At 61.4% G+C, this 12,644-nt stretch carries 13 protein-coding genes; 9 read left to right on the forward strand and 4 right to left on the reverse strand.

Features of this window, described 5'->3' with window-relative positions:
• The first annotated feature begins 33 nt into the window (after nt 1-33).
• The 6 genes from CSZ94_RS16490 (at nt 34) to CSZ94_RS28740 (ending at nt 7,462) form a co-directional block, all read left to right on the forward strand.
• Nucleotides 34-3,672, forward strand: a complete 3,639-nt coding sequence (locus tag CSZ94_RS16490; protein ID WP_102122504.1) for an EAL domain-containing protein — start codon at nt 34-36, stop codon at nt 3,670-3,672.
• Nucleotides 3,673-3,807: 135 nt separating this feature from the next.
• On the forward strand, nt 3,808-4,377 hold the full coding sequence (locus CSZ94_RS16495; protein WP_102122505.1) for a phasin family protein: 570 nt from the start codon (nt 3,808-3,810) through the stop codon (nt 4,375-4,377).
• A 137-nt stretch (nt 4,378-4,514) separates the two neighbouring features.
• Nucleotides 4,515-5,186 (forward strand): TetR/AcrR family transcriptional regulator, encoded by a 672-nt coding sequence (locus CSZ94_RS16500; RefSeq protein WP_034758777.1) that lies wholly within the window; start codon nt 4,515-4,517, stop codon nt 5,184-5,186.
• Between the two features lie 41 nt (nt 5,187-5,227).
• Nucleotides 5,228-6,001 (forward strand): hypothetical protein, encoded by a 774-nt coding sequence (locus CSZ94_RS16505; RefSeq protein ID WP_102122506.1) that lies wholly within the window; start codon nt 5,228-5,230, stop codon nt 5,999-6,001.
• Nucleotides 6,002-6,012: 11 nt separating this feature from the next.
• A complete protein-coding gene (locus tag CSZ94_RS16510; protein ID WP_374703585.1) occupies nt 6,013-6,558 on the forward strand; it encodes a TIGR00730 family Rossman fold protein in 546 nt (181 codons plus the stop codon).
• A 310-nt stretch (nt 6,559-6,868) separates the two neighbouring features.
• The gene (locus CSZ94_RS28740; protein WP_102122508.1) at nt 6,869-7,462 is read left to right on the forward strand and encodes a PEP-CTERM sorting domain-containing protein; all 594 of its coding nucleotides are present in this window, start codon (nt 6,869-6,871) and stop codon (nt 7,460-7,462) included.
• A 90-nt stretch (nt 7,463-7,552) separates the two neighbouring features.
• On the opposite strand, the gene CSZ94_RS16520 is transcribed toward CSZ94_RS28740, so the two are convergent.
• From CSZ94_RS16520 to CSZ94_RS16530, 3 genes are all read right to left on the reverse strand, one after another.
• The gene (locus tag CSZ94_RS16520; protein ID WP_102122509.1) at nt 7,553-8,065 is read right to left on the reverse strand and encodes a YgjP-like metallopeptidase domain-containing protein; all 513 of its coding nucleotides are present in this window, start codon (nt 8,063-8,065) and stop codon (nt 7,553-7,555) included.
• A 149-nt stretch (nt 8,066-8,214) separates the two neighbouring features.
• The gene (locus tag CSZ94_RS16525) at nt 8,215-8,622 is read right to left on the reverse strand and encodes a KGG domain-containing protein (RefSeq protein WP_102122510.1); all 408 of its coding nucleotides are present in this window, start codon (nt 8,620-8,622) and stop codon (nt 8,215-8,217) included.
• A gap of 35 nt (nt 8,623-8,657) precedes the next feature.
• Nucleotides 8,658-9,170, reverse strand: coding sequence for a phasin family protein (locus CSZ94_RS16530; protein ID WP_102122511.1), 513 nt, complete (start codon nt 9,168-9,170; stop codon nt 8,658-8,660).
• Nucleotides 9,171-9,515: 345 nt separating this feature from the next.
• Here CSZ94_RS16530 and purU point away from each other — a divergent pair, with 345 nt between their 5' ends.
• A complete protein-coding gene (gene purU, locus CSZ94_RS16535) occupies nt 9,516-10,385 on the forward strand; it encodes a formyltetrahydrofolate deformylase (RefSeq protein WP_102122512.1) in 870 nt (289 codons plus the stop codon).
• A 39-nt stretch (nt 10,386-10,424) separates the two neighbouring features.
• Complete coding sequence (locus tag CSZ94_RS16540) at nt 10,425-10,967, forward strand: YaeQ family protein (RefSeq protein WP_034758748.1); 543 nt, start codon at nt 10,425-10,427, stop codon at nt 10,965-10,967.
• A 60-nt stretch (nt 10,968-11,027) separates the two neighbouring features.
• On the opposite strand, the gene CSZ94_RS16545 is transcribed toward CSZ94_RS16540, so the two are convergent.
• A complete protein-coding gene (locus CSZ94_RS16545; protein WP_102122513.1) occupies nt 11,028-11,822 on the reverse strand; it encodes a head GIN domain-containing protein in 795 nt (264 codons plus the stop codon).
• Nucleotides 11,823-12,008: 186 nt separating this feature from the next.
• Between CSZ94_RS16545 and CSZ94_RS16550 the strand changes: the two genes are divergently transcribed.
• Entirely contained in the window at nt 12,009-12,644 is a 636-nt protein-coding gene (locus CSZ94_RS16550; protein ID WP_102122529.1) for an SAM-dependent methyltransferase, read from the forward strand.

Raw genomic sequence — 12,644 nt, forward strand, 5'->3', positions numbered from 1 at the left:
ATGAGATTATTCAGTTTTCATGGGAGGTGCTAATTGTCCGCGCGTATCCTGATTATCGAAGATAACGCCACCAATATGGAATTGATGGTGTACCTGTTGCGTGCCTTCGGGTACACGCCGCTGGCCGCCTATGACGGCGAAGAGGGCGTGCGCATGGCGCGCAGCGAATTGCCGGACCTGATCATCTGCGACGTGCATTTGCCCAAGCTCGATGGCTATGGCGTGGTGGCCGAGCTGAAGAAAGACCCGCTGCTGTGCAAGATCCCGGCCCTGGCCGTGACGGCGCTGGCCATGGTGGGCGACCGCGAACGCCTGCTCGAAGCGGGTTTCAATGGCTATATCGGCAAGCCGATCGAGCCGGACCTGTTCGTGGCGGAGCTGGAATCTTTTTTACCCGGGGCGCCGTCGACGCCAGTTAAAAACGACATAGCGACGATATTGATCGTTGACGATCATGTGCTGAACCGCGAGTTCCTGACCGCACTGCTGGGCTACGGCGGCCACCGCCTGCTGGAGGCGGCCAACGGCGCCGACGCGCTGGAAGTGCTGCGCACCGAGCGGCCGGACCTGATCATCTCCGACATCCTCATGCCGAATATGGACGGCTACGAATTCGTCACGCGCGTGCATGCCGATCCCGCGCTGACCGACGTGCCCATCATTTTTTATACGGCCACCTACCGCGAGCAGGAAGCGATCTTGCTGGCGCGGGCGTGCGGCGTGCGCTGGGTGTTGCCCAAGCCGTCCGACCCCGAGGTCATCGTGCGCACGGTCAACGAGGCGCTGGGACTGATGCCGGCGGCCTCCCAGGTGCCGGCCATGCAGGGCGCGGGCGGCGGTGCGGCCCCTCCCGTCACTGTCCAGCTGGCCGGCATCGAGCACCAGGTCAGCGGCTACCTCGACGAAGTCGAGTCCAGCAGCCAGCAGATTTCGCAGCTGGCCAGCCAGCGCGAAGGCCATGCCGCCATGCCCGAAGACCTGGGCATCATGACGGAGCGCCTGTCGCGCTCTCTGTCGAGCCTGCAGGCGGTGAGCCTGCGCCTGACGGCCCTGATCGAACTGGGCATCGAGCTGGGCGCAGAACGCGATCCGCGCGCCTTGATCGAGGCGGGCTGCAAGGTGGCACAGAATATCTGCGTCTCCAAGTATGCCTGCATCGGCGTGCTGGAAGAGGGCGCCGACAAGCTCAGTTACTTTTCCTCCTGCGGCGCAGAGAAAAACCTCGAGCGCATCGCCAGCGCGCCGCGCACGGGCATTTTGAATCGCCTGCTGGAACAGCGCCAGCCCTACCGTGTCAATGGCTTGAAAGGCGACCCCGGCGCACTCGGCCTGCCCGACACCCATCCGCCCGTGCACTCCTTCCTGGGCGTCGCCATCGCCTCGCGCGAGCGCAGCCACGGCTGGCTGTACCTGGTCGACAAGCTGGGGGCGAACGAGTTTTCCGAAGTCGACGAGCGGGTGGCCGCCACGGTGGCGGCGCAGATCGCCGTCGCCTACGATAACCTGCTGCTGTACGACGAGATCAAGCGCCACCACGAGCAGCTGACCCTGGACATGGCGGCGCGTATCCGCCTCGATGAAGACTTGCGCCGCTTCCGCCTGGCGATGGATGCCACGGCCGACGCGATTTTCCTCATCGACCGCGCCGGCATGTGCTTTGTCGACGTCAACCAGACTGCCTGCCGCATGCTGGGTTTTGAACGCGAGGATTTCCTGCGCGTGGGACCGGGCCGCGCGCACGAGGGCGAAGCCCCGCTGAAGGAGCTGTACAACAAACTGCTGGCGGGCGACCAGGGCGGCCCGATGACGGAATTGCAGTTGCAGCGCAAGGATGGTTCGCCGCTGTCGGTGGAAGTGCAGCGGCGCACCCTGCGTTCGGGGCAGAGCTGGATACTGGTGGCTGTGGCGCGCGACATCACCGAGCGCAAGGATGCCGAGCAGCGCCTGATGAAGCTGGCCCATTTCGACACCTTGACGGGCTTGCCGAACCGCAGCCAGTTTTACGCCTCGCTGACCCATTCGCTGTCCCAGGCGGCCGAACACCAGTGGGCCGTGGCCGTGCTGTTCATGGACATCGACCGCTTCAAGAATATCAACGACACCCTGGGCCACACCGTCGGCGACGACCTGCTGCGCCAGTTTTCCAGCCGCCTGGTCGATTGCCTGCGCGTGCGCGATACCATCGGCCGCTTTGGCGGCGATGAGTTTGCCACCATCCTGGTGTTGCCCGAAGGCGCCCAGCATGCCGTGGGCGTGGTCGCCAAGATCCGCGAAGCGATGCGCAAGCCCTTCGACTTGCAGGGGCACGAGGTGACGGTGACGGTCAGCATCGGCATTTCCGTGTTCCCCGAAGACGGCGTCGATGCGGACACCCTGATTCAATATGCCGACACGGCCATGTACCGCGCCAAGGAGGCCGGGCGCGATGCCTTCCGCTTCTTCACGGCGGAAATGAATGCGCAATCGATGGCGCGGCTGGACATGGAAAATGCCCTGCGGCGTGCCATCGACAACGAGGAATTCGTGCTGTTCTTCCAGCCCAAGGTGAATATCATCTCGGGACGCATCAGCGGCGCCGAGGCGCTGATACGCTGGCGCCGCCCCGGCCACGGCATGGTTTCGCCGGCCCTCTTCATCCCTCTGCTGGAAGAAACGGGGCTGATCGTGCGCGTCGGTAACTGGGTGCTTGACGAGGCCTGCAAGAAGATCAGCGAGTGGGGCGCCAGCAGCATCGGCCCCGTGCACCTGTCCGTGAATGTGTCGGGCATCCAGTTTTTCGTCGGCGGCCTGGAAGAAGAGGTGCTCAAGGCGATCAGCAGGCACGATATCGCGCCCGACCTGCTGGAGCTGGAGCTGACGGAAAGCTCGCTGATGTCGAACGCCGAGGAAACCATCGCCGTGCTGCGCAACCTGAAGGCGCTGGGCATCCGGATTTCCATCGACGATTTCGGCACCGGCTATTCCAGCCTGGCCTATCTGAAGCGCTTCCCCATCGACAAGCTGAAGATCGACATCGCCTTCGTGCGCGAGGTGACCAGCAATCCTGACGACGCGGCCATCGTGCTGGCCATCATCAGCATGGCGCACAGCATGAAGCTGGAAGTGATCGCCGAAGGCGTCGAAAACGATGCGCAGCTGGCCTATCTGCGGCGCCACGGCTGCGATGAGATGCAGGGCTATTATTTCAGCCGCCCCGTGCCGCAGGAAGAATTCGAACAGATGCTGATGAAAGGCAAGCAGCTGCAGGCGCCCCAGGATACCGATGGCGAAGAGCAGCAGACCTTGCTGATCGTCGACGACGATGTCTTCATGCTCGACGTGCTCAGCGACTTCCTGGCACAGGATGGCTACCGCATCCTCACGGCGCAGACGGCCGCCGAGGGATTCGACATCCTGGCGCGCCACAAGGTGCAGGTGATCCTGTGCGACCAGTGCATGCCGCTCATGAGCGGCACCGAATTCATGGAGCGGGTCAAGCACCTGTGCCCCGACACTTTCCGCATCATGCTGTCCGCCTTTGCCGACCTAACTCCCATCATGGCGGCCATCAACCGTGGCGCCATCGACCGTTTCTATACCAAGCCGTGGAAAGGCGCCGTGCTGCGCGAGAACATCCGCGAAGGCTTCCGCCTGCACAAGCTGCTGCATGGCCCGGTGAAAGCGGCTGCCTAGCTGCTTGCCACTGCGTGCGCTGGCGCACGTTTGGAAGCAGCTTTCTATCGAATTAGACTCTCGTCTCTAGTTTTGCTCTCTAGAATAAAAAGCATCCATGAAGTGGCATGGCCTTTCATATGACGGGAGCGGGCGATGGTGAAGAAATTGAAGGAGTTGACGCAAGACAAGGAATTGGCGAGCGCAGTGCGCTCGTCCGCGCAGCAGATCTGGCAAGCGGGCCTTGGCGCCTTCGCCAAGGCGCAGGAAGAGGGTGGGCGCGTGTTTTCCAAGCTGGTGAAGGAAGGCACGCAATTCCAGCAGCGCGCCGAAGACAAGGTGGCCGATGTCGGCGACAGCGTCAGCAAACTGGCCGATGGCGTGGGCAAGCAGGCCAGCGGTTCCTGGGACAAACTCGAGCAAGTGTTTGAAGAGCGCGTCGCGCGCGCCCTGGCCACCATCGGCGTGCCGATGCAAAACGATATCGCCGCGCTGCACGCCAAGATTGATGCCTTGAGCGTGCAGGTGGCAGCGCTGTCGGCCCAGGCCGCCGTGAAGGCGGCGCCGAAAGCCACGCCGAAAACCGCAGCCAAAGTCGCACCGAAGGCGGCCGTCGCCAAGGCTCCGGCCAAGCCGGCAGCCAGGGCCGCGCCGCGCGCCGCAGCCAAGCCAGCGAGCAAGCCCGCTGCGAGAGCGGCGGCGAAGAAAAAAGCACCGCCGGCCTGAGTGGGTGCAGCATTCCTCCAGCCTGCTCGCGCAGGCTTTTTTTGCCTGCATTTTTCGCCGGCCCCATGGGGCAGAGTGTTTCATTTCGGCTATCTTAGGTGGTATGCTTGTGGCAGAACACAGAGAGATTGCCCGCCATGCTACAAAAAGCACCACGCCGTACCCGCGAACGCATCCTGGAGTTGTCGCTGCGCCTGTTCAATGAGTTTGGTGAGCCGAATATCACGACAACCGTGATTGCGGAAGAGATGAACATTTCGCCGGGAAACCTGTATTACCACTTCCGTAACAAGGATGACATCGTCAATTCGATCTTCGTTCAGTTCGAGGCGGAAATCGAACGCATCCTGACCGTGCCTGACGGGCGCCGTTCGAATATCGAGGATGTCTGGCTGTACCTGCACCTGATGTTCGAACTGATCTGGCGCTACCGCTTTTTCTATCGTGACCTCAATGATTTGCTGTCGCGCAACCGCAAGCTGGAACTGCACTTCAAGCTGATCCTGGCGCACAAGATCAAGGTGGCCACGCAACTGTGCGAAGATTTGCGCAGCGAACAGTCGCTCGAAGCGTCGGACATGGAAGTCGCTGCGATGGCGACGAATATGGTGGTTGTTGCCACTTACTGGCTGTCGTATGAATATGTGCGCAACCCGCGCAAGTATAGCGAGCAGCAATCCATGTCCGATGCGCTGGCGCGTGGCTGCTACCAGGTGCTGTCCCTGATCGGGCCGTATTTGCGCAATGAAACGCATTTGCTGTTTCGCAAACTGTCGGAAGAGTATGTGACCAAACTCAAGAACGACTGACACGGCCGCTGGCGGCAAGTCGTTATTTACAGGAGACATGTATGGCTTGGAAACAATTTCCCTATCCGGACGCAGCATATGTCTACACGCCGCACACCCTGGAGGCGGCCTGGGCGCGCCTGCATGCGGGCGATGTGGAACCGTTTCCCACGCACGCGGCGCTGGTGCAGGCCTGGCTGGCCTTCCATGCGGGGGACTTCGAGCGCGCCGTGAAGTTGGGCCTGGCAATTGGCGTGCCCGGCTATGCGGTGGCGCACAAGGCGACCTGCATCTACGCCACGCACCTGGAAGCGAACGACAGCCAGAAACTCGACATGTACGAAGAAGTGGCGGAGCGCTGCGAGCGCCAGCAGAGCGAGCAGCCGGACAACCCGGCTGGCTACTATTGGCATGCCTACAGCCTGGGCCGCTACGCGCTGGGCACTTCCGTCGTCAAGGCCCTGGCGCAGGGCATGGGTGCGCGCGTGCGCAACAGCCTGGACCGCACGATGACGGTGGCGCCCATGCATGCGGAAGCGCATATTGCGTTTGGGATTTATCATACGGAAATTATCGACAAGGTCGGCGCCATGATCGGCAGCCTGACCTACGGCGCCAACAAGGAAGACGGTTACCAGCATTTCAAGACGGCGCTGGCCCTGACGCCTTCTTCGGCGCTGGCGCACAGCGAATATGCACGCGCCTTGAACATGCTCGACGGAAAGAAAAAGCTGGCGGAAGCGCTGGCCCTGTATGAAAAGGCGGCCGACTGCGTGGCACTGGACGCCAAGGAACGCCTCGAGGTCGAGGTGGCGATCGATGAATTAAAAGGATAAGGATGACTGTGATCAAGGCTTTATGTGTGTACTGTGGTGCCAACGCGGGCGTCTCGCCGGACTATGCCGTGGCGGCGCGTGAATTGGCGCGCGTGCTGGTGGCAGAAAATATTTCACTGGTGTATGGCGGCGGCAAGGTGGGCCTGATGGGCGTAATCGCCGATGAAGTGCTGCGCCTGGGCGGCGAGGTGACGGGCGTGATCCCCACCCAGCTGGTTGAGCGCGAAGTAGGCCACACGGGCTTGACGCGCCAGTTCATCGTGAAGGACATGCATGAACGCAAGGCGATGATGGCCAGCCTGTCCGATGCCTTCATCGCCATGCCCGGCGGCTATGGCACCCTGGAAGAGCTGTTCGAGATGCTCACGTGGGCTCAGCTGGGCCTGCACGCCAAGCCCATCGGCTTGCTCAATGTCGAGCATTTTTATGATGGCTTGCTGACCTTCGTGGAAAATGGCAGGGAGCAGGGCTTCATCCGCCCGCAGCACGCGGCTTTCCTGAACGCCGATGCCGACCCTGCAGCGTTGGTGCAGCGCCTGAAGGAGTGCGCGCCCTAGCGTCGTCCATGCCATGCGAAACAGCCATGCCCTGGAAAGTGCATGGCTTTTTTATTTCTGCACGGGAAAATTGATCGAGATCAATGACGTAATTAATAAAAATATAGCCATAAAATTGCACTGGCGGCATGTTTTTTTGAAAATGAAGATGCTTTTTATGCACGAATGTGTTCTACTGGCATAGTTCAAAAAGTTAGGAATATCGGACACCGACGAGCGTTGTACAGCCTCCCAAAAAAGGTGCCGATCTGCTTCAAGTTGCCACAGCCACGCTACTTCATCATCTCGAAAGGATGTTATTTTGAAACCAATGACCCTCTTGCGCGCCACCGCTGTCGCTGCCCTTCTCGCCGCTGGCGGCGCCCACGCACAAACCACGACCATCGGCTTCGATGCGCTGGAACACCCCGGCATCCTCGGTTCCGTCTTCAACTCCTACTCCGAAAGCGGCTACGATTTCAACAGCAGCTTCCTGGGCCTCTTGAGTTCTGCACATCAGAGCAACTTCGCTTATGCGGGCTCGGCCGGCCTTGGCGCCACGCTGCTGTCGACAACAACCTTGAGCCGTACCGATGGCGCCGCATTCTCGCTCAGTTCGATCAGCCTGGCTGACTTCGTGAGCTTGCCTGGCTCCTACGACGTGACGTTCGTCGGCCACCAAATGGGCGGTGGTACGGTGAGCCAGACCTTCAGTCTCGATGGCAGCCATACTTTCAGCGATTACACGTTCACGGGCTTCAACAATCTGCTGTCGGCATCGTGGAAGGAAGGCGCTTTGCACACTTTTCAGGTCGATAATATCGCCGCCAGCGTGAGCGCCGTGCCGGAACCGGCCACGTACGGCATGCTGCTGGGCGGCCTGGGTCTGCTGGCCTTCCTGCGCCGTCGCAAGAACGCCGCCTGAGCCTGAACATGGCGCGGGCCACGCCGGCGCACACGTAAAAAAGCCGCCCGTTTTACCAGGCGGCTTTTTTACGCTGGCCGGTACCGGTCGTCACGACCACAAACGCTGGCCCGACAGGTCGAGCTGGGTCAAATACAGGCGCACGTCGAATTCGTACTGGTGGTACTGCGGTTCCATATACGCGCACAGCTTGTAGAACGCCTTGTCATGTTGCTTTTCTTTCACATGCGCCAGTTCGTGTACGGCGATCATGCGCAGGAATTCCAGTGGCACTTCCTTGAACATGGTGGCCACGCGGATTTCATGCTTGGCCTTGAGCTTGCCGCCTTGCACGCGCGAGATCGCGGTATGCAAGCCCAGCGCATGCTGGATCACATGGATATTGCTGTCGAACGCCACCTTGTTGATGGGCTCGGCATTGCGCAGGAATTCATTTTTCAACTCTTGCACGTACTGGTACAGCGCCTTGTCGTTGCGCACCTCGTGCGCGTTCGGGTAGCGTTTCAACAGGACTTCGCCCAGCTTGTCTTGCGCGATCAGCTGCTGCACTTGCGCTTGCGTTTGTTCGGAATAGGCGCTCAGGTATTTCAGGGATGGCTGCATGCGGAGAAGGGCGGGGCGGGGCGCGGAGGTGTCAGTAAGGCGAGAATGTACCATACCGCCGCGCCCCGCGCTGCGCCAACCCTTGCACCGGGCCACCAGGGCCGCCCTGTGCCGCCGTCAAGCGGCGCGCGCAGGTCAGCCTGGTGGTCCTAGCCCTGGCCCTGGCCCTTATCGCCCTCGTCCTTGCTGCCTTGCCGGCTCGCCTTGGCTTGCTGCTCGGTGCTGCCGCTGCGTGCCGCGCTACTGCTGCGGCTTTCATTGGCGCGCTGGGCCGATTGTCGGCTTTCGCCGCCTTTCCTCCCGATTTCGGCCATGTGTACACGGTTGCGGCTGACGGCTTCACCGCCTTTCTGCCCGGCCCGGCGTGCTTCTTCCGAGTCGAATTCATGCGCCGTGCCCTTTTGATGGGCTGCCTGACCGCCCTTGCTGGCAATTTCGCGTTGCTGCTCTTCGTTCATGGCGGCGAAACCGCGTTTTCCCGTGCCTTTGGGGTTGCCCGATTCGCCGGCTTTCTGGCTGCTGCCAGCGCCTTTGCCCTGCTCATTATTGTTAGCCATGTCGCTCTCCTTGCTGTCGAGTGGGAGTCAAGTGCTCAATGCGCCTGATCGGATTGCCTGCCCGTCTCGCGACTGTGGCCCGCACCATCGTGGTGGCCCGTGGCATGCATTTTTTCGATCATTTCACGCTGGCGCTGCGCGGCCTTTTCCGTTTCTTCGGCCGCCTTGCGCGCCACTTCGTCAGCCAGGGCCACGGCCGTGCGGCTGGCTTCGGGCAGGTGGTTCTCTGCCGTGCGGTTCATCTCGATATGGGCGTTGGCGACGAGATTGCCGAGTTGCTGCTGGTACTGGCGCAGTTTGTCGCTGCCCGGCTGCAACTGGGCAGCAGCCAGCGACAGGAACTCGCCCGTGTCGCGCGCGCATAGCAGTTGCTGGCTGGCGCTGTGCCATTCCTGCAGTAAGTCTTGCGCCAGCCGCAGGTTCAGCTCGCTCAGTTGCTGCGCCGTATCGAACAGCTTGCGCGATAGTTCTGTGGTGAAATTGCCCTGGGCTTCCAGGTGGGACTTCAGGGCGGGGCTGAGACTTTTGGGGATACTGTTGGTGAACATGTTCTACCTCAATGAAAATCTGGTCCGAGAAACACCCGGTGCACCGGATGCGGCGTGTGCTGAAACAAGCATAGAGATAGACGCCGGATGGCGTGCCAGGTTCCATGCCGGATGCCGGTTTGGCGCGAGAATGGCGCCCGGCAGGCAGAAAATCGCGATGACTTTGTGCCAGATCAAATGAACGTGCATCGGCTTGCCACCGCCAGCAGCCACGCTGCTAGTGTGGAAAATGCCGGCTAACGGGCCCGGCCGTGCGACAATAGCCGGCTCGCGGCAGCGCAGCCGATGGCCGGCGCGCGTGGCTGAGCCGAGCATAGCCCACCTTTTTTGCCTTAATCCGCGACCATGACGCATCCCGAATACATCCTGACCCTGTCTTGCCTGGACCAGCGCGGCATCGTGCACCGCGTGTCCGGCTTCCTGGCCGAACACGGCTGCAACATCCTCGATTCGGCCCAGTTCGGCGACCAGGAATCCCAGCTGTTCTTCATGCGCGTGCATTTCGCGCTGGAAGACGGCGCCGTCAGCGACGCCCAGTTGCGCAGCGCCTTCGCCGACCTGTCGCAAGCCATGCACCTCAATGGCCAGTTGCACGATGCGCGCGTCAAGCCGCGCGTGATGCTGATGGTGTCGAAGATCGGTCATTGTCTGAACGATTTGCTGTTCCGCTACAAGAGCGGCTTGCTGAACGTGGAAATTCCCGCCATCGTCTCGAACCACATGGAGTTCTACCAGCTGGCGGCCAGCTACAATATTCCCTTCCACCACCTGCCGCTGGCGGCCGGTGCGCCGGAAGCGGCCAAGCTGGCGCAGGAAGCGAAGATCATCGAGCTGATGGACACGCACAAGATCGACCTGGTGGTGCTGGCGCGCTACATGCAAATCCTGTCGCCCGGTCTGTGCCAGGCGCTCGACGGCCGCGCCATCAATATCCATCACTCCTTCCTGCCCAGCTTCAAGGGCGCCAAGCCGTATGCGCAGGCGCACCAACGCGGCGTCAAGCTGATCGGCGCGACGGCCCACTTCGTCACGGGCGACCTGGACGAAGGCCCGATCATCGAGCAGGATGTCGAGCGCGTCGACCATGCGATGGATGCCGACACCCTGACGGCCATCGGCCGCGACGTCGAGTGCGTGGTGCTGGCACGCGCCGTGAAATGGTTCGTCGAGCACCGCATCCTGAAAAATGGCGACAAGACCGTGGTATTCCGCTGATACCGACTTCACTATTCACTTTACCGAGACAGAAACACGATGGCCCTTAAAGCAACAATTTTCAAAGCCGATCTGCAGATCGCCGACATGGACCGCAACTACTACCAGGATCACGCGCTGACCCTGGCGCGCCACCCTTCCGAAACGGACGAGCGCATGATGGTGCGCCTGCTGGCGTTCGCCATTCATGCCGACGAAGCGCTGACCTTCACCAAGGGCCTGTTCGACACGGAAGAGCCCGACCTGTGGCAGAAGGACTTGACGGGCGCCATCCAGCTGTGGATCGAAGTGGGCCAGCCCGACGAAAAACGCATCCTGAAGGCCTGCGGCCGTTCGGAACAGGTGATCGTCTACAGCTATGGCGCAACCAGCCACATCTGGTGGAAGCAGATCGCGAACAAGCTGGAACGGGCGAAGAACTTGACCGTGATCAACCTGCCATCCGAGGCGGCGCAAGACATGAGCAAGCTGGCGCAGCGCAACATGCAGCTGCAATGCACGATCCAGGATGGCCAGATCTGGCTGACCGACAGCGTCAACACGGTCTTGATCGACCGCGAACCGGTGAAGCCGGCGCGCTGATGTTGACCGTTTGAAACGCAAAAAGCCCGGAGTGATCCGGGCTTTTTTCATGGCAGGCGTTTAATTGGGTGCGCTGCCCAGGCGCTTGATGCTGCTCGAACGCTGCATGCTGCGGCTGATGCGCGGATCGCCGTAGTAGCTTACTTCGCCCGAGCCGCCGATGCTGATGGCCAAGTCATCCTTGGCCCACACTTGCGCCTCGCCCGAGCCGCCGATGCTCACCTGCACCTCGCGCGCGGCCAGGCGGCCTGCCTGAATATTGCCCGAGCCGCCGATCGATGCCGTCAGCTGCTCCGTCTTGCCGCTGGCCTTGAAGTTGCCGCTGCCGCCGATGGCCACGGAGACCATGCGGCTGTCGAGGTCGCGTGCGTTGATGGAGCCGGAACCGCCCACGTCGAAGCGCAGATTCTCGGCGCGCAAGCCCGTTGCCGTGATGCTGCCCGAGCCGCCCACGCTGATGCGTTCCACCTGGCGCGCCTGGATGACGATGCTCAGGCTGCTTTGGCGGAAGTTGGCGTTGCGCTTGGCGGGGCGGATGCGCAGGGTGCCGTTTTCCACCGCGGTATCGATCAGCGGCAGGATATTGTCGTCAGCCTCGATGGTGATGCTGTCCGTGTTGCCAATGCGCAATTCGACCGTGCCCGGCACATTCAGCGCCACGGCATGGAAGCTGCCCACCTCGCGCGTCTGCTTTTGCAGCTTGCCGCTGCCCTGGATGCTGTTGCCGGAAATCCAGTCCAGTGGCGACGCCAGCGCCGGCACGGCCGGCATGGCCAGCGCGCAGGCGGCCAGCAGCAGGGTGGTCACGGTGCTAGCGTGGCGGCGGTGGCGGGCTTGGAAAATTGCGTGTGTCATTCTTGCTCCCTGTTGTGAATTGGACTGCATGCATGGTATGCCAGCCGGCCACGCCTGCGTACCGCGCTGCGACAGACGGCAATGCTGGCGGGACAGAATGCAGGAAGATGCGACAGGATGGCATGAGGTATCATGTCGGTGGGACATACGACGACCGGCACGCGCCGGCCACACTACTGGAATTACATGCTGATCATCACCATCAAACAGGGCAAGGAAAAGAGCTTGCTGGGCCAATCGTGGATTTACGCCTCCGCGATTGAAAAAGTCGAAGGCAAGCCGCAGGAAAAAATGAAGCCCGGCTCGACGGCCATCGTGCAAAGCTCGGCGAAGCAGTTTATCGCCCGCGCCGCCTACAATTCGAAGTCGCAGATCCGCGCGCGCATCTGGAGCTTCAAGGAAGACGAACCGGTCGACCACGCGCTGATCAAGCGCCGCGTCAAGGCCGCCATCGAAAAAAAGTTGCCGGCCATCAAGAAGGCGGGCGAGAACCAGCTATTGACCCTGATCAAGGGCGAAGACGAGGGCTTGCCGGGCCTGGTGGTACAGCTGTTTGGCGGCGTGCAAGGCTATCTGATCTGCGAATTCAATGCCGGCGGCGTCGATGCGTGGAAAGTGGCCATCGTGCAATCGCTGATGGCTTCCACGGGCTGTGCGAACGTGTATGAGCGCTGCGACGACTTGATGCGCAAGGGTGAAGGCCTGCCTTTGATCGATGGCGCCCTGGCTGGCGAGGAGCCGCCAGATGAAGTCATGCTGACGGACAACGGCGTGCGTTATGCGCTGGACTTGAAGACGGGGCACAAGAGCAAGTTTCGCTGA

This window comes from Janthinobacterium sp. ROICE36, from assembly GCF_002869965.1.
GTDB lineage: Bacteria > Pseudomonadota > Gammaproteobacteria > Burkholderiales > Burkholderiaceae_D > Janthinobacterium.

What these genes read in the sequence shown, in the direction of transcription:
- CSZ94_RS16545 (WP_102122513.1), bottom strand. Translation starts at nt 11,822, where the DNA reads ATGACACACGCAATTTTCCAAGCCCGCCACCGCCGCCACGCTAGCACC.
- CSZ94_RS16550 (WP_102122529.1), top strand. Translation starts at nt 12,009, where the DNA reads ATGCTGATCATCACCATCAAACAGGGCAAGGAAAAGAGCTTGCTGGGC.
- CSZ94_RS16530 (WP_102122511.1), bottom strand. Translation starts at nt 9,170, where the DNA reads ATGTTCACCAACAGTATCCCCAAAAGTCTCAGCCCCGCCCTGAAGTCC.
- CSZ94_RS16540 (WP_034758748.1), top strand. Translation starts at nt 10,425, where the DNA reads ATGGCCCTTAAAGCAACAATTTTCAAAGCCGATCTGCAGATCGCCGAC.
- CSZ94_RS16520 (WP_102122509.1), bottom strand. Translation starts at nt 8,065, where the DNA reads ATGCAGCCATCCCTGAAATACCTGAGCGCCTATTCCGAACAAACGCAA.
- CSZ94_RS16500 (WP_034758777.1), top strand. Translation starts at nt 4,515, where the DNA reads ATGCTACAAAAAGCACCACGCCGTACCCGCGAACGCATCCTGGAGTTG.
- CSZ94_RS16505 (WP_102122506.1), top strand. Translation starts at nt 5,228, where the DNA reads ATGGCTTGGAAACAATTTCCCTATCCGGACGCAGCATATGTCTACACG.
- CSZ94_RS28740 (WP_102122508.1), top strand. Translation starts at nt 6,869, where the DNA reads ATGACCCTCTTGCGCGCCACCGCTGTCGCTGCCCTTCTCGCCGCTGGC.
- CSZ94_RS16525 (WP_102122510.1), bottom strand. Translation starts at nt 8,622, where the DNA reads ATGGCTAACAATAATGAGCAGGGCAAAGGCGCTGGCAGCAGCCAGAAA.
- CSZ94_RS16495 (WP_102122505.1), top strand. Translation starts at nt 3,808, where the DNA reads ATGGTGAAGAAATTGAAGGAGTTGACGCAAGACAAGGAATTGGCGAGC.
- purU (WP_102122512.1), top strand. Translation starts at nt 9,516, where the DNA reads ATGACGCATCCCGAATACATCCTGACCCTGTCTTGCCTGGACCAGCGC.